Source organism: Desulforegula conservatrix Mb1Pa, assembly GCF_000426225.1.
Classification (GTDB): Bacteria; Desulfobacterota; Desulfobacteria; order Desulfobacterales; family Desulforegulaceae; genus Desulforegula; species Desulforegula conservatrix.
Genome location: NZ_AUEY01000016.1, coordinates 14,667 through 36,215, shown reverse-complemented (window position 1 = coordinate 36,215; position 21,549 = coordinate 14,667). Strand labels below are relative to the sequence as shown.

22 protein-coding genes and 1 pseudogene are annotated in these 21,549 nt (G+C 43.3%); 12 read left to right on the top strand and 11 right to left on the bottom strand.

Features of this window, described 5'->3' with window-relative positions; all coding sequences use genetic code 11:
* Positions 1–5: 5 nt before the first annotated feature.
* From K245_RS0108210 to K245_RS0108165, 8 genes are all read right to left on the bottom strand, one after another.
* On the bottom strand, positions 6–1,310 hold the full coding sequence (locus K245_RS0108210; protein ID WP_027358900.1) for a (Fe-S)-binding protein: 1,305 nt from the start codon (positions 1,308–1,310) through the stop codon (positions 6–8).
* A 217-nt stretch (positions 1,311–1,527) separates the two neighbouring features.
* Positions 1,528–2,418, bottom strand: a complete 891-nt coding sequence (locus tag K245_RS0108200) for a hypothetical protein (RefSeq protein WP_027358899.1) — start codon at positions 2,416–2,418, stop codon at positions 1,528–1,530.
* 337 nt (positions 2,419–2,755) lie between these two features.
* Positions 2,756–3,622 carry an Mrp/NBP35 family ATP-binding protein gene (locus tag K245_RS0108195; RefSeq protein WP_027358898.1) on the bottom strand — a complete coding sequence of 289 codons (867 nt, stop codon included), beginning with the start codon at positions 3,620–3,622 and terminating at the stop codon, positions 2,756–2,758.
* Positions 3,623–3,857: 235 nt separating this feature from the next.
* On the bottom strand, positions 3,858–4,190 hold the full coding sequence (locus tag K245_RS0108190) for a NifB/NifX family molybdenum-iron cluster-binding protein (RefSeq protein WP_027358897.1): 333 nt from the start codon (positions 4,188–4,190) through the stop codon (positions 3,858–3,860).
* Between the two features lie 22 nt (positions 4,191–4,212).
* Positions 4,213–4,575 carry a NifB/NifX family molybdenum-iron cluster-binding protein gene (locus K245_RS0108185; protein WP_027358896.1) on the bottom strand — a complete coding sequence of 121 codons (363 nt, stop codon included), beginning with the start codon at positions 4,573–4,575 and terminating at the stop codon, positions 4,213–4,215.
* A 295-nt stretch (positions 4,576–4,870) separates the two neighbouring features.
* On the bottom strand, positions 4,871–5,743 hold the full coding sequence (locus tag K245_RS0108175; RefSeq protein WP_027358894.1) for an ATP-binding protein: 873 nt from the start codon (positions 5,741–5,743) through the stop codon (positions 4,871–4,873).
* Positions 5,740–6,600: a nucleotide-binding protein gene (locus tag K245_RS0108170; protein WP_027358893.1), complete on the bottom strand. Its 861-nt coding sequence runs from the start codon at positions 6,598–6,600 to the stop codon at positions 5,740–5,742. The genes K245_RS0108175 and K245_RS0108170 overlap by 4 nt, the downstream gene beginning before the upstream one ends.
* A 2-nt stretch (positions 6,601–6,602) precedes the next feature.
* Positions 6,603–8,300: an FAD-dependent oxidoreductase gene (locus K245_RS0108165; protein WP_027358892.1), complete on the bottom strand. Its 1,698-nt coding sequence runs from the start codon at positions 8,298–8,300 to the stop codon at positions 6,603–6,605.
* 840 nt (positions 8,301–9,140) lie between these two features.
* On the opposite strand from K245_RS0108165, the pseudogene K245_RS28540 reads away from it, so the two are divergent.
* Positions 9,141–9,380, top strand: a pseudogene (locus K245_RS28540) (methyltransferase domain-containing protein); the annotation flags it as partial.
* A 27-nt stretch (positions 9,381–9,407) separates the two neighbouring features.
* Here K245_RS28540 and K245_RS0108145 read toward each other — a convergent pair.
* Positions 9,408–9,668 (bottom strand): J domain-containing protein, encoded by a 261-nt coding sequence (locus K245_RS0108145; RefSeq protein ID WP_027358890.1) that lies wholly within the window; start codon positions 9,666–9,668, stop codon positions 9,408–9,410.
* Between the two features lie 227 nt (positions 9,669–9,895).
* On the bottom strand, positions 9,896–10,255 hold the full coding sequence (locus K245_RS0108140; protein WP_027358889.1) for a DsrE family protein: 360 nt from the start codon (positions 10,253–10,255) through the stop codon (positions 9,896–9,898).
* Positions 10,256–10,725: 470 nt separating this feature from the next.
* Between K245_RS0108140 and epsC the strand changes: the two genes are divergently transcribed.
* The 5 genes from epsC to K245_RS0108110 all read left to right on the top strand — a co-directional run bounded on the left by epsC (position 10,726) and on the right by K245_RS0108110 (position 15,594).
* On the top strand, positions 10,726–11,676 hold the full coding sequence (gene epsC, locus K245_RS0108135) for a serine O-acetyltransferase EpsC (protein ID WP_035276783.1): 951 nt from the start codon (positions 10,726–10,728) through the stop codon (positions 11,674–11,676).
* Positions 11,677–11,678: 2 nt separating this feature from the next.
* A complete protein-coding gene (locus K245_RS0108130) occupies positions 11,679–13,064 on the top strand; it encodes a TIGR01777 family oxidoreductase (protein WP_051283984.1) in 1,386 nt (461 codons plus the stop codon).
* A gap of 299 nt (positions 13,065–13,363) precedes the next feature.
* Positions 13,364–14,473 (top strand): hypothetical protein, encoded by a 1,110-nt coding sequence (locus K245_RS0108125; protein WP_027358886.1) that lies wholly within the window; start codon positions 13,364–13,366, stop codon positions 14,471–14,473.
* A 233-nt stretch (positions 14,474–14,706) separates the two neighbouring features.
* Positions 14,707–14,919 (top strand): hypothetical protein, encoded by a 213-nt coding sequence (locus K245_RS23610; RefSeq protein ID WP_035276780.1) that lies wholly within the window; start codon positions 14,707–14,709, stop codon positions 14,917–14,919.
* Positions 14,920–15,117: 198 nt separating this feature from the next.
* Positions 15,118–15,594 carry a ferritin-like domain-containing protein gene (locus tag K245_RS0108110; protein ID WP_027358885.1) on the top strand — a complete coding sequence of 159 codons (477 nt, stop codon included), beginning with the start codon at positions 15,118–15,120 and terminating at the stop codon, positions 15,592–15,594.
* A 198-nt stretch (positions 15,595–15,792) separates the two neighbouring features.
* Here K245_RS0108110 and K245_RS0108105 read toward each other — a convergent pair whose 3' ends face one another.
* Positions 15,793–16,488 carry a Crp/Fnr family transcriptional regulator gene (locus K245_RS0108105; protein WP_027358884.1) on the bottom strand — a complete coding sequence of 232 codons (696 nt, stop codon included), beginning with the start codon at positions 16,486–16,488 and terminating at the stop codon, positions 15,793–15,795.
* Between the two features lie 139 nt (positions 16,489–16,627).
* Here K245_RS0108105 and hcp point away from each other — a divergent pair, with 139 nt between their 5' ends.
* From hcp to K245_RS0108070, 6 genes are all read left to right on the top strand, one after another.
* On the top strand, positions 16,628–18,253 hold the full coding sequence (gene hcp, locus K245_RS0108100) for a hydroxylamine reductase (protein ID WP_027358883.1): 1,626 nt from the start codon (positions 16,628–16,630) through the stop codon (positions 18,251–18,253).
* 329 nt (positions 18,254–18,582) lie between these two features.
* Positions 18,583–19,362 (top strand): ATP-binding protein, encoded by a 780-nt coding sequence (locus tag K245_RS0108090; RefSeq protein WP_027358881.1) that lies wholly within the window; start codon positions 18,583–18,585, stop codon positions 19,360–19,362.
* Positions 19,363–19,427: 65 nt separating this feature from the next.
* Positions 19,428–19,613 (top strand): ferredoxin, encoded by a 186-nt coding sequence (locus K245_RS0108085; protein ID WP_027358880.1) that lies wholly within the window; start codon positions 19,428–19,430, stop codon positions 19,611–19,613.
* A 4-nt stretch (positions 19,614–19,617) separates the two neighbouring features.
* Positions 19,618–19,980 carry a VOC family protein gene (locus tag K245_RS0108080; protein ID WP_027358879.1) on the top strand — a complete coding sequence of 121 codons (363 nt, stop codon included), beginning with the start codon at positions 19,618–19,620 and terminating at the stop codon, positions 19,978–19,980.
* Between the two features lie 271 nt (positions 19,981–20,251).
* Positions 20,252–20,863 (top strand): CBS domain-containing protein, encoded by a 612-nt coding sequence (locus K245_RS0108075; protein WP_051283982.1) that lies wholly within the window; start codon positions 20,252–20,254, stop codon positions 20,861–20,863.
* A gap of 26 nt (positions 20,864–20,889) precedes the next feature.
* Positions 20,890–21,408, top strand: a complete 519-nt coding sequence (locus K245_RS0108070; protein ID WP_232223810.1) for an HPP family protein — start codon at positions 20,890–20,892, stop codon at positions 21,406–21,408.
* Positions 21,409–21,549: the final 141 nt, after the last annotated feature.

The window sequence follows — 21,549 nt, the reverse complement described above, 5'->3', positions numbered from 1 at the left end:
CCTCTTTAAAAGACATTAGGTATCTTTTCCGCGTAAATTTCCACAGGATGCCGTACATCTATTTCAGACCCGTCAGCAGCAAGCCCCCCCCCAATCTGCATCATGCAGGCAGGACATGCGGCTGCAAGGACGTCAGCCCCTGAGTCCATAACCGCTTTTTTCTTTTCTTCGGCCACTGACATTGACAGGTCATAATGCGAGATTGAAAAGGTTCCGCCCATGCCGCAGCATCTGTCAGAATTCTTCATTTCCCTCACTTTGTATCCGGCCATTTCAAGGATGATTCTCGGCTCTTTATAAATGCCAAGACTGCGTTTAAGATGACAGGGATCATGTACTGTCACTGTCTTTCTGTCATCTGACCCGGAATCAGGCCCTGGGGCGGTATATTTTTTTTCTCCATACCTTATAATAAAATCTGAAATATCTGAAATCTTTTCAGAAACATAATCAAAAGAGTCATTATGCCCTGATTTTTCTGCGAACACAGACCAGAGTTTTTTCATCGCATAACCGCAGGTCGGGCAGGATGTTACTATCAGGTCGCAATCTGTTTTTTTTAGAATCTCGGCATTTTTTTCAGCAGCAATCCTGGCTGATCCCATATCACCGGATGCAGCCGCAGGCATTCCGCAACAGACAAGACCATCAGGAATCACAACATCGTATCCACAGTCTATTATGGCATTAAGCGAGGCGGTTCCAATGGAAGGGTACATTCTGTTGACAAGGCAGCCTGGATAAAAAGCGACGCGACCCTTTGAGCCCTGCCTTCTGTAATCGACCGTTCCTGTTATTTCAGAAAACGACTTTGGAGCAAAATTTCTGGAAATCCTCTGTTTGCTTCTAAATCCATCCCTTATGCAGGAAAAATCAGACGTTCCGGCAATATCCGCCGATAGTTTTTTTTGGAAAAAACCTGCCGTATCAAGAATCATGTCAAAAACCCGGGGATTATTGCACGCAGCCCTTAATATGGCTTTCTTGAATGGATTAAGACCTGTAATTCCGGCTATGATCATCCTTGCCCTTAGAAAAACAGAAATACTGTTTACCTTTCGAGGACAATGCGAAGCACAAGCTCCGCAAAGAAGACATCTCTGAAGCAGATCCATCACGCCATCAGGTTTTGAAAGAAGAGAAAATCTCAATCCGTCGAGCAGCGCAAGTTTCCCCCTTGCAGAGTCAGGCTCTCTCCCTGTTTCAGTATAAAGAGGACACACTGACTGACACATTCCGCATCTTGTGCAGAGTGAAAGGTCATTCTCAAGAGCTTTTATCGAAGAAGCAATTTCCTTTATCTGGCTCAAACGATCCGTCCTTTTGGCTTTCAAAACTTGATGGTCTCGCAAAAAGTCAGAAAAAGGCGTCGGCGTCATGCCGAACTTGATCCGGCATCTTTGTATTTTCAAATACTTCTGGATTCCGGCCTGCACCGGAATGACGGAAATCGGACTTTTTGCTATCTTGTCAAAACCTGCTGAAAAACCATGAAGTAAAGCATCATGTTCTATGAATGTTTTAAAATCAGCTTGCCTTGTTTTCTTTCAGAGTATTCATGATCTCGAACAGAGCCTTTTCCAGCACGGATATTTTCATCTTGCATGCACCTGCGCCCCTGTGGCCCCCTCCTCCGAATCTTGAAAGAAGAAATCCTGTGTTAACATTGCAGGTGCGGTTAAAAATACTATGTCCCACACTTACAATAACGCTGTCAGTTTCATGGTAATCACGCCTTATCTTCACCGCAACATGGGTTTCAGGATAAAGAGCATAAACGAGAAATCTATTGCCCTGGGGAGCTATCATCAAATCAGAAAAATCCGTCAGGGCCACGCCCTGGTCTATTTGTGTCCTCTTGGATAGATGCTCCTTATATTCTGAATTTTCTCTTATGACCTCATCGCATCTTGCCTTTACATCCCAATCTTTCATCACATCGTCTATGCCATTTTCAAGAAATAGATCGCAAAGCCTGTCCCAGTAATGCTTCTCACATTCAGCCCGGTTCTTTATGGTCATGGACAATAGCAGATAAGAATTGTCTTCGGGCCTTAAGACCTCTTCGACAGTCAGATTGGCAGAATCAATTTTGTCAGCGGCAGCTGAAAGTTCTGCAAAATCCGTTTTGAACCTATCCTTATAATATGTGTAAATCAGACCGGCTGCTGAAGGAGCTATTTCATAAACGCCCTCGAATTTTTCATCAATACGGTTTGTGACATGATGATCAAACCAGACGCTGCACCCGGATTTCCACGGCAGATTAGCGATTATGTCCCCCTGCCTTACCTCAAGACCACAATGCCTTATTGCATCAGGCTCAACCCATAAAACCGGGATATCCTTGCCAAGGGCGGCTTTTAAAAAAACGGCGCAAACAAGCCCGTCAAAGTCGGGTCTGGTGATTATTCGCATAAGAACTCTCTAATAATATTATCAATTTCAAAAATTCACTTCTGATAAAAAAGCAAGCTGTCAGAAGCGGAATCGGGCAATATAGTATATTGTTTTTGTGATTACAACAGATTAACTTGAATATGATGCAAACAGGCATGGGAGCTTGAGGAAAAAGACGATCATTCGAAAAAGCAACAAGGCCGCAAAAAGTCCCAAAAAGGTTGCGGCGTCATGCCGGACTTGATCCGGCATCCATTATTTTCAGATACTTCTGGATTCCGGCCTGCGCCGGAACGACGGAAATCTGACTTTTTGAGACCTTGTCAATACTTATACAAGCACTAAATAATCAACATCAGAGATTCTTTAACGCCTTTTCCACTATTGCGTCAAAAGCTCCCATAAAAGGCCCGTTTGTATGGGTGTCAGCAATGGGAACGCCCATGTCGCATGAAGTCACCACCTGGGTATCAAATGGAACAGAGCCAAGAAACATTATACCCATTTCACTTGCTGTTCTTTCACCGCCGCCGCTGCTGAACGGGCTGACGACCTCTCCGCAATGGGGGCAAGGGAAAGGCCCCATATTCTCAACAAGACCCAGGATTTCCATGTTTACGGTCTTGCAGAAATTGATGGATTTTCTCACGTCTGCAAGTGCAACATCCTGGGGAGTGGTTACGATCACTGCTTTTGCGTCTTCCACTGTCTGGATTACAGTAAGAGGCTCGTCGCCTGTTCCGGGAGGAGCGTCAATTATAAGAAAATCAAGGTCTTCCCATTTAACCGAACCTATGAACTGCTGGATCATATTGCCCTTGGCCGGCCCTCGCCATATTATGGGCTGATCTTCATGGGGAAGGAGAGATTGCATGGAAACAACCTTCAGATTATCACCAAAAGGCATGGGGATAAGCATATGATCATCGCTTGCGTCCAGGAGGCCCTTCATGCCCATTATCTTGCCTACACTTGGCCCATGCACATCCACATCCATGAGGCCTGTCTTAAATCCCTTTTTTGCGAGACAAACGGCCAGATTGCAGGCTACGCTGCTTTTACCGACGCCCCCTTTTCCGCTCATTACAACAAGCTTGTATTTGATTCTGGACAGGGCAATCTTTGACAGTTCCTCGCTTGTCTTGACCGCATTATTTTTAGAGCTTGCGCAGGATCCGCTGCTGCATGATGATTTTGAATCAGGCATTTTTTCATGAATCATTACTGACTTACTCCTTAAAAAACTTTTGCTTAACACACAAATAGGGTCTCAAAACTAACAGATGACAAATTATGACAACGTCGCAAAAAGTCCGATTACCGTCATTCAGCCGAAGGCCGGAATCCAGAAATATCTAAAAATACAAATATACCCAATCAGGTCAGGCATGACGCCGAGCATTTTTTTGACTTTTTACGAAACCATCAATTATACATTTACAAGAATAATCAGTTTTTTAATGATCACAGGCATTAGGTCCTGAAACAAGGGTTTTGTTAAGATACCCTGAAACAAGTTCTTCTGCTGCAATCTGGGGCGCCCCAACAACCACTTCAATGCCGTATCCCAGGAAAAACTCCTTGGCCTTATGCCCCATTCCACCAGCTATTATCACATTGACATTGTTATCGTGCATCCATTTTGGAAGTACACCTGGTTCATGGGGAGGAGGTTCAAGGGTCTGGGTTTTTTTGAAAACACCGTCTTCAACATCAATAAAAATGAATTCCTTGCTGTGCCCGAAATGAAGGGTTAACTTTCCATCTGCTACTGGTATGGCAAAACGCATTGCATTACTCCTTTTTTAGATTTTATATCCAGTGACCTTCGACATTGGCTTCATCCGCAAATGAAAGAAGGCCATTTTTGCATTGCTGAACCGCATCAATAACCCGCCCCGTACATCCGACCGCGATCCTGATTCCGGCCGCTGATAAAGCAGTGAAAGCCTTTGGGCCGCAGTTTCCAGTCACGACTATTTCGGCTCCTGTCCCAGCCACAGTCTTGCTTGACTGAATTCCCGCTCCCTGGGGCAGATTCAGGTTCTGGGTGTTTTCTACAGCCGTAAAATCGAGGGTTTCTGAGTCCACGACCACAAAAAAAGCCGCGCGACCGAATCTTGAATCGATTTCAGATGTAAGATCTGTCCCTTTTGATGATACTGCTATTTTCATATGATCCTCCTATAAAAGGTTTATTCCATTTATTAACCATGCACTGTAGGGTGTGCCGTCCTTGCACGCACCACTTGCTTGGCGAAGGCGGTGCGTGGGAAAGCGCCACGCACCCTGCTTTTGCAAGACCTCCCATTTTGATTCAGGTGCCAACTATGATGGACTCGCAAAAAGTCAAAAAATGGCTTTAGCGTCATGCCGGACTTGAGCCTGCATCCTTGTAATTTCAGCCACTTCTGGATTCCGGCCTGCTCCGGAATGACGGCAATCTGACTTTTTGCTACTTTGTCAACTATCAAACGCCGCCCAATTCAAGGCTCGCCTTTAATTCCTCCCACAAAAGGCTGATCGCTCTGGAAGGTTTGCCGCCGGAATGCTGAACGATTGTTTTGCCTGCCATCATGGCTGCTGTCACATCGCTGTCATATGGAATCTCTCCGACAACAGGCACCTTGTTGACCGCAGCCCATTTTCTGAATTCTGTTTCAATTTCAGGATTAAGGCCGCTTTTATTTATGCATAGAACCACGGGAATTCTGAAAAATCCGGCGAGCTCCTTAACTCTCTTAACGTCATGAATGCCCGATATGGTTGGTTCCGCCACGGCAAGAACAAGACTCGCCCCTGTTATAGAAGCAATTACCGGGCACCCTATGCCAGGAGGCCCATCTGTTATGCAAAGATCAATAGCGCCGGCTTCCGCCCTGGCTCTTGCTTCCTGTCTGAGTCTGCTGACAAGAAGCCCTGAGCTTTCTTCTCCTGGGAAAAGTCTTGCGTGCATCATGGTTCCGAAAGGGGTTTCAGACACAAACCAGTCACCGCATGTTTTAAGTTGCATGGAAATTGCGCCCGAAGGACAAAAATGGGCGCAGACTCCACATCCTTCGCAGAGAATATGGTCTATTTCGTATTTTTCGTTAATTGCAGAAAACTGGCAGACTTCCCGGCAATAGCCACATTCAGTACATTTTGACGTATCAAGAACAGCAGCAAAACCTGCCTCAAAAGGAAATTTGCACGTTTCTTTCAGGGGCAGCACAAGATGCATATCAGCCGCGTCAACGTCTGCGTCCACGATAACACTTTTTCCGGCAAGAACGACAAGGCTCGCTGTTATGCTTGTTTTGCCCGCCCCGCCTTTTCCGCTTATTACGACAAGTTCCTTCATGGGTATGCCTCCCTGCCAGCGGATATTATTTCGCCGATCTTTTTGAATACTGAAATAAACCCGGACTTGAGCTCAGGTCTTGTTTCAGTGATAAGGGCGCCCCTGGAATATCCTTCGGCTATGGCCCTGTCATCCGGGATTTCAAGAAGAATTCTGATATTATTCTTTTCCGCAAATTCATGCGCTGTCCTGTTTCCCGGCATGGAGCGGTTTATTATGAGTCCGCATGGAAGATTCATTTCCCTCAGGGCCTCAAAAGCTATTGAAAGATCGTTTATGCCAAATGGCGTGGGTTCAGTGACAAGGAGCACAAAGTCAGCGTCCCTGACTGTTGCCACCATAGGACATGAGGCACCCGGAGGAGCATCTGAAATTATATGCTTCGCAGATTCAGGGATAAGTGATTTGAGATGCTTGATGAGCGGCGGAGACATGGCTTCGCCTATTCTGAGCCTGCCTGTAAGAAGGTTAATATTCCCGGAACGCCCCTGCGCAATTGTCCCAAGCTCTCTCTTGCCGGCGGTGATAGCCTTTTCAGGGCATACAAGCTCGCAACCTCTGCAACCGTGACACATGGCAGGATAAGTGACAAGTTTCCTGCCCATTATGACGATAGAGCTGAATCTGCATATATCATCACATTTTCCGCATAAAGTGCATTTGCTCTCATTCACAAGGGGAACGAAGGAATAAACGGTTTCAGCCTTTTCCACCTCAGGATTAAGAAAAAGATGAGCGTTTGGTTCTTCAACATCACAATCCAGATAAATGATCTCTCCTTCAAATGATGATGCAAGTGCCAAAGCCACCGTGGTTTTCCCTGTTCCGCCCTTACCGCTTGCCACAGCAATTTTCATTTTTACACGCCTTCTTTTTCATAAGGCCAGCAAACCACTCCGCCATCAAGAAAGGAAACATTCCCGAAACCTTCACCTTCAAGGATTCTTTGGGCCTCGTAGCCTCTTAATGAAATCTTGCAAAAAGTAATTATTTCCTTGTTTTTTGGCAGATCCCCCACGGCCTGTCTCAGTTTCCCAAGCGGAATATGTTTAACGCGTTTGTCAGGAATCCTGACCTGGGCGAATTCGTCCGGGGTTCTCACATCAAGAAAAATGAAGTCATCGTCCTTTCTGATTTTTTCCATTACTTCGGCAGGGCTGTAGCCCTTTGCAATTCCTGAGATCTTGTTTTCGGCAATATTTGCCGCGGTTATGATGTTGTCCATGGCCGGAGAATAAGGTGGAGCATAGGCAAGGTCATACTGGCCGAGATCATAGACATTGGCGTTCTGGCTCATGGCAGAAACGGTCACGTCCATTCTCTTTGCAGCCTCTCCCGGGCCGGTCATCTGCGATCCGATAATTTTTCCCGTTTTTTTGTCAACAATCAGCTTTATGATAAGAAGCTTTGCTGATTCCATGAAATGCGGCCTGTCAGGAGAAGGATTCAGAACGGTCAGATAATCAAGTCCTTCATTTTTAGCCTGGCGTTCTGTCATTCCTGTACAGGCAAAAGTCAGTCCAAAAATCTTTATGATTACTGTTCCAAGAACGCCCCTGAATTTTGTGGGAATTCCGCAGATATTATCGGCAATTATTCTGCCCTGCTTGTTTGCGGTTGATCCCATCGGTGCGTAGATCGGCTTTCCTGTCTGTCTGCTCCAGACTTCTGAACAGTCTCCTCCCGCGTAAATATCAGGATCTGACGTTCTTAAATATTCATCGGTTTTTATGGCTCCGGTCGTTCCTATTTCAAGGCCCATCTGTTTAGCAAGGCTGGAATTAGGTCTTACGCCCACAGAAACAAGAACAATGTCGGCCTGAATTTCGCCTTTTGAGGTAACCACAGAGACTACTTTGCCCTGGTCATCGCCTTTTATTTCACTGACTGCGGAAGACAGTGCAAGTTTTACCCCCCTGGCTCTCAACTCGTTATGAACATGAAAAGCCATTTCGGGGTCTGAATGGGACGGAAGAACAGTATCCTCCCTTTCAACAATCGTGACATCCATTCCCTGGATTCTGAACGCCTCGGTAACTTCAAGGCCAATAAGACCGCCACCGATTATTACGGCTTTCTTCCCTTTAAGACTTTCGCGCCTGTCCCTGATCTCCCTTGCGTCTTCGACCGTTGACAGGGTGTAGACATCTTTAAGATCAACACCTTTTATTTCAGGAAGAAAAGGGGTGCTCCCTACGGCAAGGACAAGTCTGTCATAGGGTATTTCAATTATCTCGCCTGTCATCGTATTTACAGTCGTGACTTTTTTTGCGGCCCTGGCCACAGACTTGGCAAATGTCTGGTTCAAAACACGAATATCTTTCACAACCTTGAAAAAATGTGTGTCCCTTACTATTCCGACTGGAGTTGCCATTAGTTCTTTGTGATCTTTGATCTCCCCTGAAAGATAATAAGGAAGTCCGCATCCCGAATATGAAAGAAGCTCTTTCTTTTCAATTACGGTTACGTCGGCATCTGGTTTAAGCCTTTTTATCCTTGCCGCGGTTTTTGGGCCGCAAGCGACTCCACCAATAACTACAATCTTTAGTTTTTCCATTCTTTAGTCTCCATATCTTCGAATATCAGCCATGGTAACTGTCCCATAAGCACAATTCTTTTTTCTCTAAAAAACATTATGTGCAGCTTTCGGTCTGGTTCCCATCAAAACAATCAAAAGTATCTGCGGACAGCATCCTTTGCCGCCCACTATTGCCAAAGCCATCAGGATTGACAAAGCCGCAAAAAGTCCGATTCCCGTCATTCCGGCGAAGGCCGGAACCCAGAAAGAATTAAAAATACAAAGATGCCGGATCAAGTCCGGCATGACGCCAATGCCCTTTTTAGACTTTTTGCTGGTCCATCAAAATTGATAGACTTGAGCATTAGCTCCAATCACTTTATTGTTCAAAAAAGGCTTCACCCTGACTGCCATATATTCGTTCGCCCGTTGTGCAAACTCTCTAAAACATCTAAGCTTCAAAATCATAAACCAACTCTAATCTTGTTTTTTAATTCTCATTATGAGCATATGCCCATATATAATTTTGTCAAGCTTTGAAGGCAATAAAAACTGGGGCAAAAATGGATGCTGAAGACACAAAACGCTATATAAATTGGGTCAGATCAATTTCTGGCAAGAAGCAATTTCAATTTTAAATCGAGAGTGCATTGATTTGAAAGGCCGCCGGAGGGTCACTTTTTGAAAAAGCTCCGCAAAAAATTTCATGATATGGATTCACCAAAAATCAAAGTTTTTCCCAGAATGGATTTCCAGAAATCAGATCTGAAATACAAATATTGACTTTTGGAATAGAAATGAAATAGCTCTGATTAACGCGGGGTATATTCTAATTCATCTTGGTAAAACCAATGACGTTCTCAGCACAAGGCTGCGGCCCGGTCATATTTAAAAAATATATATAGTCTCGACATATCTGAAGAGGCAATAGGCTCTGCAACCGACGAGATGAAAAAAATCATCGTAAGAGCCGAAGAAATGCCTTTTCATGAAGGCTCAGTTGATGCAGTTGTTTATGTGGCATATCGAACTTGTATAGGACTATGGAAGAACCCTCTAATCCACCCGATCAATAAGACCAGATGGATTTACCCTCCATATTATAAAACTGATTCCTGAGCCATTCATCATAGGTCATCATACCTTTTATCTCTTCTGGCGGTTTCCCTGCAATCTTGGAAACAAGATCAAAATCATGCAAAAGAATAGGTTTGATATTCTTTCCTGAAAGGCTTCTGAAATAAGTGAGGTCATCTCATGGGCATATTCTTTGCTTGGATTTCTGTCAGGGTGATATTGAAACATCAGCCTGTAATAGGCATATTTGAGTCCGCTTTCATCTGTGCCGGGGGGAATTCCCATAACTGCAATGGCCCTGTCTTTTAATAATTTGTCTGTATGAGTCATAAACTGCCACAAAAAATACTTGAAGTTGTCCGGGAAGGGATCTGGAAACCCCGGCCCGGATAAACATGGTTGACAAGGTCGCAAAAAGTCCTATTACAGTCATTCCGGCGCAGGCCTGAATCCATAAGCGGCTGAAATTACAAAGATCATAATCAAGTCCATCATGACGATTAAGCCATTTTCAGACTTTTTGCGAGTCCATCATGGTTAAAGCATATAAAGAAAACTTAGAGATTTATAACTGCAGCATCCGCAATAAGATTGATAAGCTCAACCGCTGTTCCCATCCTTGCTCCTTCAATAAGATCAGCATCTGTGATTCTTCTTGCCTTTGCACATGGAGTACATGCCAAAATAGGCACGCCGTTAGCCTGGAGATAGGTCATCAGATCGTCTGCTGAATCTCCTGTGGCCGCCTTCAGATTTTCAAGAAGGCCTTCCTTCGCAAGATAAACCGCTTCATCGAGAAGAAACAGGGTAACGTTCCGGCCTTCCCTGTGCGCGACTGTCGCCAAATGAATAGCCCTTGTGGCGCGGTTAGGATCGTCTGTTCCGCATGATACTGTAATAACGACATTATTAGTCATATGTCCCTCCGTTAATGCTTTTTATTGGTTTAAATATAAGAAAAAGCCGTGGCAAAATTCATGTTATATACGATCATATACCCATAAATCAGACTGGTCATTTTTTAAAGAAATTTAATCTTTTTCCTTTATTGATCATGACAGTCAGTCTTCAGACGACAAAAAACAAAAAGTATTGTAAGTTTATGGCTTGTTTTTTTAAGCCAGAAAAAAACAGATAATCCAAACCAGAAAGCATGGGTTGCCATATTTCAATCAGAGATTAGAATTGAGAAGGTAGCAAAAAGTCCGATTACCGTCTTCCAGCGGGGCCTGTCCCTGTGAAAATCGGGAGCTGGAATCCAGAATCACCTGAAAATACAAAGATGCCGGATCAAGTCCGGCATGACGCTGGCGTTCTTTTCTGACTTTTTGCAAGACCATCAGAATTATCTCAAAGAGCAGGATAAACTCTAAATCGGAGACAAGCCATGATAATATTAAGAGATTCGGGAAGCATTCAGTGCGAATGCAACACAGACAGTCTCGAAAATGCGAAGACCAAGCTGCACTCGCTCATAAACGGAATCATAGACTCCACGCTTGATCCGGATATTTATACTCACATAGATTTCGAGCCTATCCCGTCCCAGGAAAACGTGATCCAGATAATAAACAGGCTTAGAAATATTTTTTTCCCTGGGTTTTTCAGCAGAAGAAGAATGACGCCCCAGAACATGAACTACAATATGGGGCAATCTCTTTCCATTCTTTTTGACTTGCTCTACGAACAGATTGTCTGCGCTACAAGGCATGAATGTTCCAGATTTGAACGTCTGTGCGATGATTGCAGAAACAAGGGCGCTGAAATTGCGCTTGAATTTTTCGAATCCATCCCCGGAATCAGAAAAATGCTCGCCCTTGATATAAAGGCAATGTACGATGGAGACCCTGCCGCAAAAAGCCATGACGAAATAATTTTCAGTTATCCCGGCATTTTTGCAACAATGGTTCACAGAGCCGCACACAGACTCTATGAACTTCAGGTTCCTCTTCTTCCAAGAATGATGTCGGAATACGCACATGCAGTGACAGGAATCGACATTCACCCTGGAGCCACAATAGGCAAAAGCTTTGCCATAGATCATGGAACAGGCGTCGTCATAGGCGAGACAACAAATATCGGCAATAATGTGAGAATTTACCAGGGCGTTACGCTTGGTGCTCTTTCTCTGCCAAAAGATAAAATGGATGAACTCAAAACAATAAAAAGGCATCCGACAATTGAGGATGGAGTTGTAATTTACTCCGGCGCAACCATACTCGGTGGAGGAACAGTGATCGGCTCAGGATCTGTAATTGGCGGCAATGTTTGGCTTACTGAATCAGTTCCGCCTGGCACAAGGGTATTTATTGAAAATCCAAAGCTTATATTCAGGTAAAAATGAAAAAAATATTCAGATACAGTTCTATAATGGACGCGCCTAAGCACGAGCTTTTTTCCTGGCACGAAAGGGACGGAGCACTTGAAAGGCTTAGCCCTCCCTGGGATCCATTGAAGATCATTCGAAAAGGTGGAATCTCGCCAGGATCAATAACAAAAATGATCATGCACGAAGGGCCGGTTCCTTACAGATGGACAGCCCTTCACACTGATTATGAAATAAACAGCATGTTCAGGGATATTCAGATACATGGCCCGCTGAAGAGCTGGAGGCATACTCATATATTCAGTGATTCTTCTGATGGCAAATGCCTGCTGACAGACGAAATTGAATTAGAAGCTCCTTTTTCTTATTTGGGAGACTTTCTGCTTGAGGGCAAAATCCGCTCAAAGCTGACTGAAATTTTCAGATACAGACATGAGCTGACTACCAGCGATATTTCCAGACACATGGAGTTCAAAAAAAAGCACGGAACATGGAAGATTCTGATAAGCGGGGCAAGCGGCCTTATAGGATCAAATCTGGCTCCCTTTTTTACGACAGGAGGCCATGAGGTCTATAAACTGGTTAGAAGAAAGCCTTTTAATAAAAATGAGATTTTCTGGAATCCGTCAGAGGGAATTATTAATTCGGACGAACTTGAAGGATTTGACGCCATAATTCATCTTGCAGGTGAAAACATAGGCGACAGCAAATGGACTCCTGAAAAAAAGAAAGTTTTCATAGAAAGCAGAACCAAAGGAACAGCTCTTCTGGCAAAGGCCTTAAATACCCTGAAAAACCCGCCAAAAGTCTTTATTTCTGCTTCTGCAACCGGCTTTTATGGAGACAGGGGAGATATAATTCTCTCCGAAAAAACGTCCAAGGGAAATCTGTTTATATCAGATCTCTGTGATGCCTGGGAAAAATCAGCATCTGACAATCTTAAAAAGAGTATAAGGCTTGTTATTGCCAGAATTGGTGTTGTTCTGACTCCGGAAGGCGGAGCTTTATCCAAAATGCTTCCAGTTTTCAAGGCAGGGTTTGGCGGAAAAACAGGAAATGGGAATCAGTATATGGCGTGGATTTCCATGGATGATGTAATCGGAGCAATTTACCATATAATGCTTAATGATTCCTTGACAGGCAAAGTTAATCTTGTTGCCCCGGAACCAGTTACAAACAAAATGCTCGTTGAAGTTCTTTCAAAGATTCTGAAACGACCGGCATTTACTGATATTCCCGAAATAATACTTAAAGCCGCATTCGGACAGATGGCAGACGAAATTCTTCTTGCCAGTAGCCGTGTTATTCCGTCAAAATTGCTCGGATCAGGTTATGTATTCTTAAAACCGGATCTTGAAACAGCTCTCAGGCATACGCTTGGCAGAACTTGCTCTTTGTAGAGCGAACTTCTGATTGTTCGCTTTTTTGGAAAAAAGCCGGTCAGACAATTTATGGATATGGTGGAAAACCTTTTTAGAGACAATCGTTCTTAAGGGACTTTACAGACAAATTTATATCTGCACATACTTGAGCTTTATGAAAATGATTGCGGAGCTTTTCCAAAAAGCAACCCGCAGGAGTTATGATTTTCGATTTTTGAAGTATTGGTCTTTTACCATCAACCATAAATCCAAATTCTAAAATCAAAAATCATGCGGCCCAAAATCATTGCAGCTATTATTTTTAGAGGCTTAAATATATGAACTCAGGTTCCAAGGCTTTCTTTCTCGTAATCATGACCATCGCACTCTTCTGCGGATTTCTTCCGCAATTCATGACGGTTCAGATTCCTTACAATTTCGAACGGCTTCATGTTTTTCTGTTCAATCTCTGCAGCGGTGGAAGCATAATTTTATATTACACAATAGGCAAAAAAAGAATCACGGCGCCTGTAGTTTTTTTTATCATAATATCAATTATATATGCTTTTTTTGCATTTTTTAATCTATATATTCCGGCCATGGTCTGCAGCTTTATTCTTGCATCCATTGTCGCATCAATAAGAATCAGACGATTCGGATTCATTCCCGGATTCTTCAAAAAAGATGTGAGCGTAAGCGAAAAATTTCATCAGGCTTCCATGCTATGTCTTTCGCTTGGCCTTGTCATTTCGACACTTGTTATCATAAATAACGAGTACCTGTATCTTATAAGCATGAAAAAACTTGTCATAGACACATTTTTCCTGGGTTTTTCATTTCCCCTGTCTCTCATCACAATGAGCCTGATGTTTGCTCTTATACCGGAGCATCTGCATATAGAATCACACTCTCTGAAAGAAGCCGGATTCTGGGCTATTAACCTTGGGGTAATCATATTCTTCCTTTTTATTCTTTTTGAAAAAATGGTGGCCCAGCTTTTAATCTCAGGAATGCTGTTTATTGCTGTTATTGTTATATTTTTTCTGTACATGAGGGATGGAAAAGCTATTCAGCAGAAAAACTTCCTGACATCAGGCATGTTTTTTCTGGTCATGACAGCCATAACCGGAATCGCTTACATAGTTCTTGAATTTTATCCAAACAGAGATCCACAGATAATGAAATTCCTCCTGAAGCTGCATACGTTCACTTCCCTTTACGGATGGAACCTCAGCGGTCTGTCTGTAATAATAAGATATAATGATTTCCCTATTCAGCTTCACTCAAGACGCCTGATAGCCTTCCACTGGTTCACGGTTCTGATAACAGCACCAATAGGAGCGTTTTCAAAGGAGTTTGCGATTGCAGCCACAATCAGTTACGCTTTTATCCTTTACAGGGTCTTTTTCTCTGGCCCGGCAGATCATGCCATCTCCCAAAAGGATTAATGACGCAAGGCAAAATATAACCCCGCTTAATCAGGCTATAAAATGAGTGGACATAAAATTATTTTTTATGCAAATGCAAAACTTCGTCTTTTACTAAACTCAGGAAAATGCTATTTAAATATCATATTCAACGAAATTGACTCCATAATAATTCTTTTCAACACGTTTAACGACTTTGACTTTCAGTCAAAAACACTTACTTTCGTATAAAACATGAATAAGGAGGATAAAACATGAAAAAAGAACGCTTCAAGATTACTTCAGGATGCCCACAGTGCGGATGCAGCCAGATTACCGATATGACAAGGGATGAAATGATAAAAAAATACGGTCATATCAAAAATATTGAACTTGAATGCAATGAGTGCCTTGCCAAATGGGAAGAAGATATACAGAACGCCTGCCCTGAGTGGGATGCTGAATGCAAACTCGCAAAGGAAAAATAAAAATGCGTGGTCTGTTCCTGAATAAGAGACTTCCCCATTAATAATTGAGGACAGCCACTTTTATATTGACAAAATGTGTCTTAATTAGAAATAAAACCTATAATGACACAATAGCAGGCTTTAAACCTAAAAAGCCTCATAACCCAAGTTATTAAGCAAGAGCATAAAACTTCAGGATAAAAAGGAAAGGACCCAAACATGGCGGCATATGATTTTAACGCGGATGAAATCTTTGAAATGGCGGTTCAGATCGAAGTGAACGGCGCCAAATTTTACAGAAAAGCAGCTGAAAGCGTTAGTGACGCAGATGCTAAGAAATTTCTTCTTGAGCTTGCTGCAATGGAAGACGACCATGAAAACACTTTCAAAAAAATGAAGTCTGAACTTACTGAAGAACTGAAAAAGTCCAAGGTTTTCGACCCTGAGAACGAAGCAGTGCTTTATCTCAAGTCGCTTGCTGACACCAGAGTGTTTTATGAAAAAGAAATTGATTCAACTTCTCTCAAAGAAATATTCAAGGCAGCTATAACTGCTGAAAAAGATTCCATAGTTTTCTATCTTGGAATGAAAGACCTTGTTGCTCCTGGCGCAGGACAGGCCAAAGTTGATGCAATCATCAAGGAAGAAATGTCTCACATCAGATTGCTCAGCAAAAAACTTATTGAAGTAAAATAGTAAAACCAGTCCGAGGCGTTTCCTTGAAAATAAAGGAAACGCCTTTTAATTTTAGGACGCCTCTAAAAAATAGAATTTTTGATATGGATGCAAGGAAGCGGCGCACGGAGAACCCGAGTTTATGAGGTATAAATGAGGATTCGAGTACGACGCTGACGCAACTAACGCGCAAAAAGACAATTTTTAAAGGTGCCCCCTTTACTCAAGCCCTCCACGACCTGAAGACGAAAGATTCTCAAGGCCGGTTTTATCAATTATTGAAATTATTCTTCCATCAACATTTATAAGACCTTCCTGGGCCATTCTGGCCATAACCCTTGAAAGTGTTTCAGGCGTGGCTCCAAGTATGCTTGCAAGATGGTTTTTTGAAACGTCAAGTTCCACAGATTTATTGTCACTCTGTTCTTCCACAAGAAAAAGAATATATCCTGCCAGCCTTGCAGGGACATCTTTTAAAGTAAGATTTTCAATCTGAACCGAGAATTGCCTGAGCCTTGCGGCCATTACGCCAAGCATGGAAAGCGCGAGTCCAGGTTTTTTTGCGATAAGATCTATAAACTCTTTTTTAGGAAAAAAGAGAAGATGACTTTTCTGGAGAGCAAGAGCATTGGCCGGGTAAGGATCACCGCTGAATACTGCGACTTCGGCAAAAGGCTGCCCCTTGCCGAATATATGGAGAATTTTCTCCTTGCCGTCAGGAGCGAGTTTATAAATCTTTACGCTTCCGCTTGCTACAATATAAAACCCGCTCGAAGGTTCGCCGTCCGAGAAGATCATTTCACCCTTAAGAACATCTTTTTGCTTCAGAATGCCTGCTATTTCGGCAATATCATCTTCAGGCAGGCCAGAAAACAAAGGTGCCGAAGAAATAATTCCAATTATTCTTTTATTCATTTCATTTTTTTCCGTTTTCTTGATTCAGGTCAAGGTTTTCATTTTAACGCAGTGCTAAAAGATATCCAACAGCGCGGAAATGAATTTACAGATAACATAAATATAAAAACCGTTAATACAAAATCTAAGGAGAAATAATATGTTTTGCTTTCAATGTGAACAGACTGCAAAAGGTACAGGATGCGACAAGATAGGCGTATGCGGAAAAACCCCTGAAACAGCGGCAATTCAGGATCTTCTGGTTCATACAATGAAAGGATTCTCCCTTGTGGCTCTTGAAGCTGCAAAGCACGGCGCAAAGACTCCTGAAGACGATCATTTCGCATGTCAGGCAATTTTTTCAACCCTTACAAACGTTGACTTTGATCCTGAAAGATTCACCAAGCTCATGCAGGAAGCAGAAACCCGCATGGCTGCAATGAAAGAAAAAATTACTGCAAAGGGCGGAAACACAAGTTTCCCGCAGTACAAGGGAAGCTACAAAGGACTTAACACCGCAGCTCTTATTGCTGAAGGCGAAAAAACCAGCTTCAAGGCGGAACTCGACGCAAATGTTGACATCACATCGCTCAGACAGCTTTTGATTTATGGTATCAAGGGAGTTGCAGCATATGCCGACCATGCTGCGATTCTCGGCAAAACAGATCAGGCTGTTTATGATTTCCTCTATGAAGGAATGGCAGCTACCCTTGATAACACCCTTGGTGTTAATGAACTAGTAGGCCTTGTTCTCAAATGCGGCGAAATCAACCTCAAGGCAATGGAACTTCTTGATGCAGGCAACACAGGAACTTACGGGCATCCGGTTCCGACCAGCGTTCCTCTTGGAACAAAAAAAGGCAAGGCCATCCTTGTTTCAGGCCATGATCTTAAAGACATGTATGAGCTTCTTAAGCAGACCGAAGGCAAGGGCATCAACATCTATACCCACGGTGAAATGCTGCCGACCCATGCTTATCCTGAGCTCAAGAAATTCAGCCATTTCTTCGGCCATTACGGAACAGCATGGCAGAATCAGGCAAAGGAGTTCGACGAGTTCCCTGGTGCGATACTCATGACCACAAACTGTATCCAGAAGCCAAAAGAAACTTATAAAGACCATATATTCACAACGGGTCTTGTTGGCTGGCCAGGAGTTGAGCACATTGCAAGCAAGGATTTCAGTCCTGTAATCAAAAAAGCTCTTGATATGCCAGGATTTGCGGAAGACAAGGCAGGCGCGTCCGTAATGGTTGGCTTTGCGAGAAATACGGTTCTTGGCGTTGCAGACAAGGTAATCGAAGGCGTTAAAAGCAAGGCAATCCGCCACTTCTTCCTTGTGGGCGGCTGCGACGGCGCAAAACCTGGCCGCAACTACTACACTGAATTTGTTGAAAAAGTGCCCAAGGACTGCATGATTCTTACCCTTGCATGCGGAAAGTTCAGATTCTTTGACAAGCAGCTTGGCGATATAGGCGGAATCCCGAGACTTCTCGATGTAGGCCAGTGCAACGACGCTTACTCAGCTGTTCAGATAGCGGTTGCCCTTGCTGGAGCATTCGAGTGCGGAGTCAACGATCTGCCGCTGTCCTTCATACTCTCATGGTATGAGCAGAAAGCAGTAGCGATTCTTCTGACCCTGCTCTTCCTCGGAATCAAGGACATAAGACTCGGGCCATCACTTCCTGCATTCTTGAGTCCGAACGTTATTGATGTTCTGGTTAAAAACTTCAACATCATGCCGATCAAGACCGCTGATGAAGACCTTAAGGCAATACTCGGCTAAGACATAAAACGTAAGGTGCTCAAGCCTCAAGGCTTGCACACCACATAAGAACACCTCCCTCTCCGGCAAGATTATGGAGAGGGAGAAACCACGAAACACACTAAAGACACGAAAAACGCGGGGAACTTTTTGTAAAAAGTTCCCCACACCCCTCAAAAACTTTTTATTAACCGAATTTTTTTGGGGAAAGGTTCGGAAAACACTTTATTTGAAGAAAGGGTTTTCTGAAAAAAACTTAGCAATAATCGACTTTTTCGTATGTTTCGTGTTTTCCGTGGCCCAAATATAAAATATGAGGCCATCAAGTTTTAAAATGAAGGAGAAAGAAAATGAAAACAATACGCAAAATAATAGAAATAAATGAAGACAAATGCGACGGATGCGGCAACTGCGTGGTTTCATGTGCTGAAGGCGCGATACAGATAATAAACGGCAAAGCAAAGGTTATTAAAGACATGTTCTGTGACGGACTCGGAGCCTGCATGGGCTCATGCCCCCAGGACGCTCTCAAAATCATAGAAAGAGAAGCTGATCCGTTTGATGAAGAAGCAGTACACAAGCATCTTGAGGACATGAAGAAGAAATCAGAGCATCCAAAGCACACAGGATGCGGATGTCCGTCTTCTTCAATCATGACATTAAAGCCTATGGCTAAGCCAGAAGCTGCAAGCAATCATGGCACGGCGATAGCAGAATCCCAACTGGCCAACTGGCCTCTCAAGATAAGACTTGTTCCTCCGAACGCGCCTTATCTGAAAAATGCCGAGCTTCTTATTCTGGCTGACTGCTCTGCTGCTGCATACGCGAATCTGCACAGAGACTTCATAAAAGACAAGATCGTATTAATGGGCTGCCCGAAATTCGATGACAGCAAAATGCACGTAGAAAAACTTGCCCAGATTTTTGCAGGAAATGGCATAAAATCTATTACCATAGCAAGAATGGAAGTACCTTGCTGCGCGGGAATGGTTGTACTTGTGAGTGAAGCCCAGAAAATGGCAAAAACTTCTATCCCTGTTTCAGAGGAAATCATAACAAGAAACGGAGACAGAGCAAAAGCAGAAACAATGCAAAAAATAATGTCCCATGGCTGCGGGTGCTCAGGGTAAAATATCAGGATAATTTCTGGTTAAGCAAAACACAAAAGAACATTAATTTGCACTGGAGCAATAAAATGAAATTCAAGGTTGATCAAGAATTATGTATAGGATGCGGAGCCTGTGAAAGTACATGTCCCGAAGTGTTCGAGCTTGTTGATGAAAAGTCGAGTGTCAAGATTAATCCTGTTCCTGAAGAATTCCAGGAAAAAGCCCTAAGCGCTGAAGATGGCTGCCCGGCAGGCGCCATATCCCATGAGTAAAGCCATGAATATCAAAATGGATATACAAATAGTTAACACAATCCTTTATTGCGAAAAATGGCAGGAAACTGTCGCATTTTACAAGAATACGCTGAAGCTTCCAGAGACCTCTTCACTTGGGTGGTTTGTGGAATTTGAGCTGAACAGGACGTCCAGACTGAGCATAGCCGACGCATCGAAAACATCTGTTGGATCTTCGGCAGGCAAAGGCATCACCATCACTATGAAGGTCGATGACATTGAAACAGCATGCGCCTTTCTAAGGGAAAACGGGCTTAAAGACGCAACCGTCAAAGAGCATGCTTGGGGATCAAAGGTGATTTATTTTTCTGATCCTGAAGGCAACAGACTTGAGTTTTGGTTATAACTGGATTGTATTAATTCATTACCGGAAGTTTTTTATTCCAATTATGACAAGATGACAATAACTCCATTTTCAGATCAATGTCGGATTACGAGCAAAGGACGCTCTAATCCGGACTAAATGGCGTTTTTTATGGCAAACCAACCATACAAATCCTTTTTTTATTAAGAATATTAATTATTGGAATAATAAATTATTCCAAACTTAGTAGTAACATAGCCAATCAGAAATAAAAATGAATCAGGACAAATACAGATAAAACACGGAGCAACAAATGCCGGTGAATCACGAAGAAAGAATCAAAGCTCCTGAAATTTCAGACGAAGACGTTTATGAGGCCATGAAGGAAATAGATGGCTATCTTGACATATCTTTATCCGACTTCAGAGAGCTTTATCTTAAAGCTTACGGCCATGCCATACATCGATATGAACATTCTGTTAAGGCAAGTGACATCATGACCAGGGAAGTTATTTCAGTCGGCAGGGACACTTGCCTTATTGAAGTTGCGAAGCTTATGGCAAAATTCGACGTCTCTGGTGTTCCTGTCGTTGCGCAGGACATGACAATCATTGGTGTGATTTCTGAAAAGGATTTTCTGCGCAGAATGGTCACATCTTTGCCTCAAAATTTCATGTCAGTAATTTCAGAATGCCTTGGCAACAAAGGATGCCTATCTTCCACCATAAATGCAGAAAAGGCGGGCGACATCATGGCCTACCCTGCAATAAGCTGTCACGCGGAAACGCCCCTTTTCAGACTGTCTGCGTTGATGAACATCCATAAAATAAACAGGCTTCCTGTGACTGACGAAAAAAACAGGCTTGTGGGAATAATATCAAGGACTGATCTCGTCAGGGCTTATACTTTAAGGACAAATCAATGAGTTTGATTCGGAGTTATTTTACTAAAATGAAAGGCGTAACCAAGAGCCCTCCCAGGGTCAGTATTGCGGAAATATTATGGTCATGGATCGGCGCTTTTCTTGGGATCTCCTTGGTAGGAATCGTTCACTACAGATTTTTCGTGCCATCAGACCTTGTGATGCTCATTGGATCCTTCGGGGCTTCTGCAGTTCTTGTTTACGGAGCAATAAAAAGTCCGCTTGCCCAGCCAAGAAATGTCATTGGCGGTCATATGATTTCAGCATTAATAGGTGTCACGACTCTCAAGCTGATACCAGATCCGATGTGGTTGAGCTCAGGAATTTCAGTTGCGACAGCCATAGCAGTTATGCATGCAACAAAAACCCTCCACCCGCCAGGAGGAGCAACTGCCCTGATTGCAGTCACAGGAGGCGAAAAAATAAAGGCGCTCGGATTTCTATATGTATTTTTTCCTGCCGGCGCAGGAGCCATGCTTCTTTTGGCTGTCGCTCTTATAATAAACAACATCTCGAAAAGCAGGAAATATCCTGAGTTCTGGATATAAGAAGAATATCAATATACGGAGGCATTTATTGACAAGGCCGCTAAAAGTCCGATTCCCGTCATTCCGGCGCAGGCCTGAATCCATAAGTAGCTGAAAAAAATGGATACCGGGTCAAGTCCGGTATGACGCGGCGCCTTTTTG

Bases quoted from the DNA above. Each gene is read 5' to 3' on its own strand.
- K245_RS0108080 (WP_027358879.1), top strand. From the start codon at position 19,618: ATGAATATCAAAATGGATATACAAATAGTTAACACAATCCTTTATTGC.
- K245_RS0108145 (WP_027358890.1), bottom strand. From the start codon at position 9,668: ATGACTCATACAGACAAATTATTAAAAGACAGGGCCATTGCAGTTATG.
- hcp (WP_027358883.1), top strand. From the start codon at position 16,628: ATGTTTTGCTTTCAATGTGAACAGACTGCAAAAGGTACAGGATGCGAC.
- K245_RS0108190 (WP_027358897.1), bottom strand. From the start codon at position 4,190: ATGCGTTTTGCCATACCAGTAGCAGATGGAAAGTTAACCCTTCATTTC.
- K245_RS0108185 (WP_027358896.1), bottom strand. From the start codon at position 4,575: ATGAAAATAGCAGTATCATCAAAAGGGACAGATCTTACATCTGAAATC.
- K245_RS0108170 (WP_027358893.1), bottom strand. From the start codon at position 6,600: ATGAAAATTGCTGTGGCAAGCGGTAAGGGCGGAACAGGGAAAACCACG.
- K245_RS0108110 (WP_027358885.1), top strand. From the start codon at position 15,118: ATGGCGGCATATGATTTTAACGCGGATGAAATCTTTGAAATGGCGGTT.
- K245_RS0108195 (WP_027358898.1), bottom strand. From the start codon at position 3,622: ATGATTCATGAAAAAATGCCTGATTCAAAATCATCATGCAGCAGCGGA.
- epsC (WP_035276783.1), top strand. From the start codon at position 10,726: ATGATAATATTAAGAGATTCGGGAAGCATTCAGTGCGAATGCAACACA.
- K245_RS0108130 (WP_051283984.1), top strand. From the start codon at position 11,679: ATGAAAAAAATATTCAGATACAGTTCTATAATGGACGCGCCTAAGCAC.
- K245_RS0108075 (WP_051283982.1), top strand. From the start codon at position 20,252: ATGCCGGTGAATCACGAAGAAAGAATCAAAGCTCCTGAAATTTCAGAC.
- K245_RS0108140 (WP_027358889.1), bottom strand. From the start codon at position 10,255: ATGACTAATAATGTCGTTATTACAGTATCATGCGGAACAGACGATCCT.
- K245_RS0108200 (WP_027358899.1), bottom strand. From the start codon at position 2,418: ATGCGAATAATCACCAGACCCGACTTTGACGGGCTTGTTTGCGCCGTT.
- K245_RS0108090 (WP_027358881.1), top strand. From the start codon at position 18,583: ATGAAAACAATACGCAAAATAATAGAAATAAATGAAGACAAATGCGAC.
- K245_RS0108165 (WP_027358892.1), bottom strand. From the start codon at position 8,300: ATGGAAAAACTAAAGATTGTAGTTATTGGTGGAGTCGCTTGCGGCCCA.
- K245_RS0108125 (WP_027358886.1), top strand. From the start codon at position 13,364: ATGAACTCAGGTTCCAAGGCTTTCTTTCTCGTAATCATGACCATCGCA.
- K245_RS0108175 (WP_027358894.1), bottom strand. From the start codon at position 5,743: ATGAAGGAACTTGTCGTAATAAGCGGAAAAGGCGGGGCGGGCAAAACA.
- K245_RS0108105 (WP_027358884.1), bottom strand. From the start codon at position 16,488: ATGAATAAAAGAATAATTGGAATTATTTCTTCGGCACCTTTGTTTTCT.
- K245_RS23610 (WP_035276780.1), top strand. From the start codon at position 14,707: ATGAAAAAAGAACGCTTCAAGATTACTTCAGGATGCCCACAGTGCGGA.
- K245_RS0108070 (WP_232223810.1), top strand. From the start codon at position 20,890: ATGAAAGGCGTAACCAAGAGCCCTCCCAGGGTCAGTATTGCGGAAATA.
- K245_RS0108085 (WP_027358880.1), top strand. From the start codon at position 19,428: ATGAAATTCAAGGTTGATCAAGAATTATGTATAGGATGCGGAGCCTGT.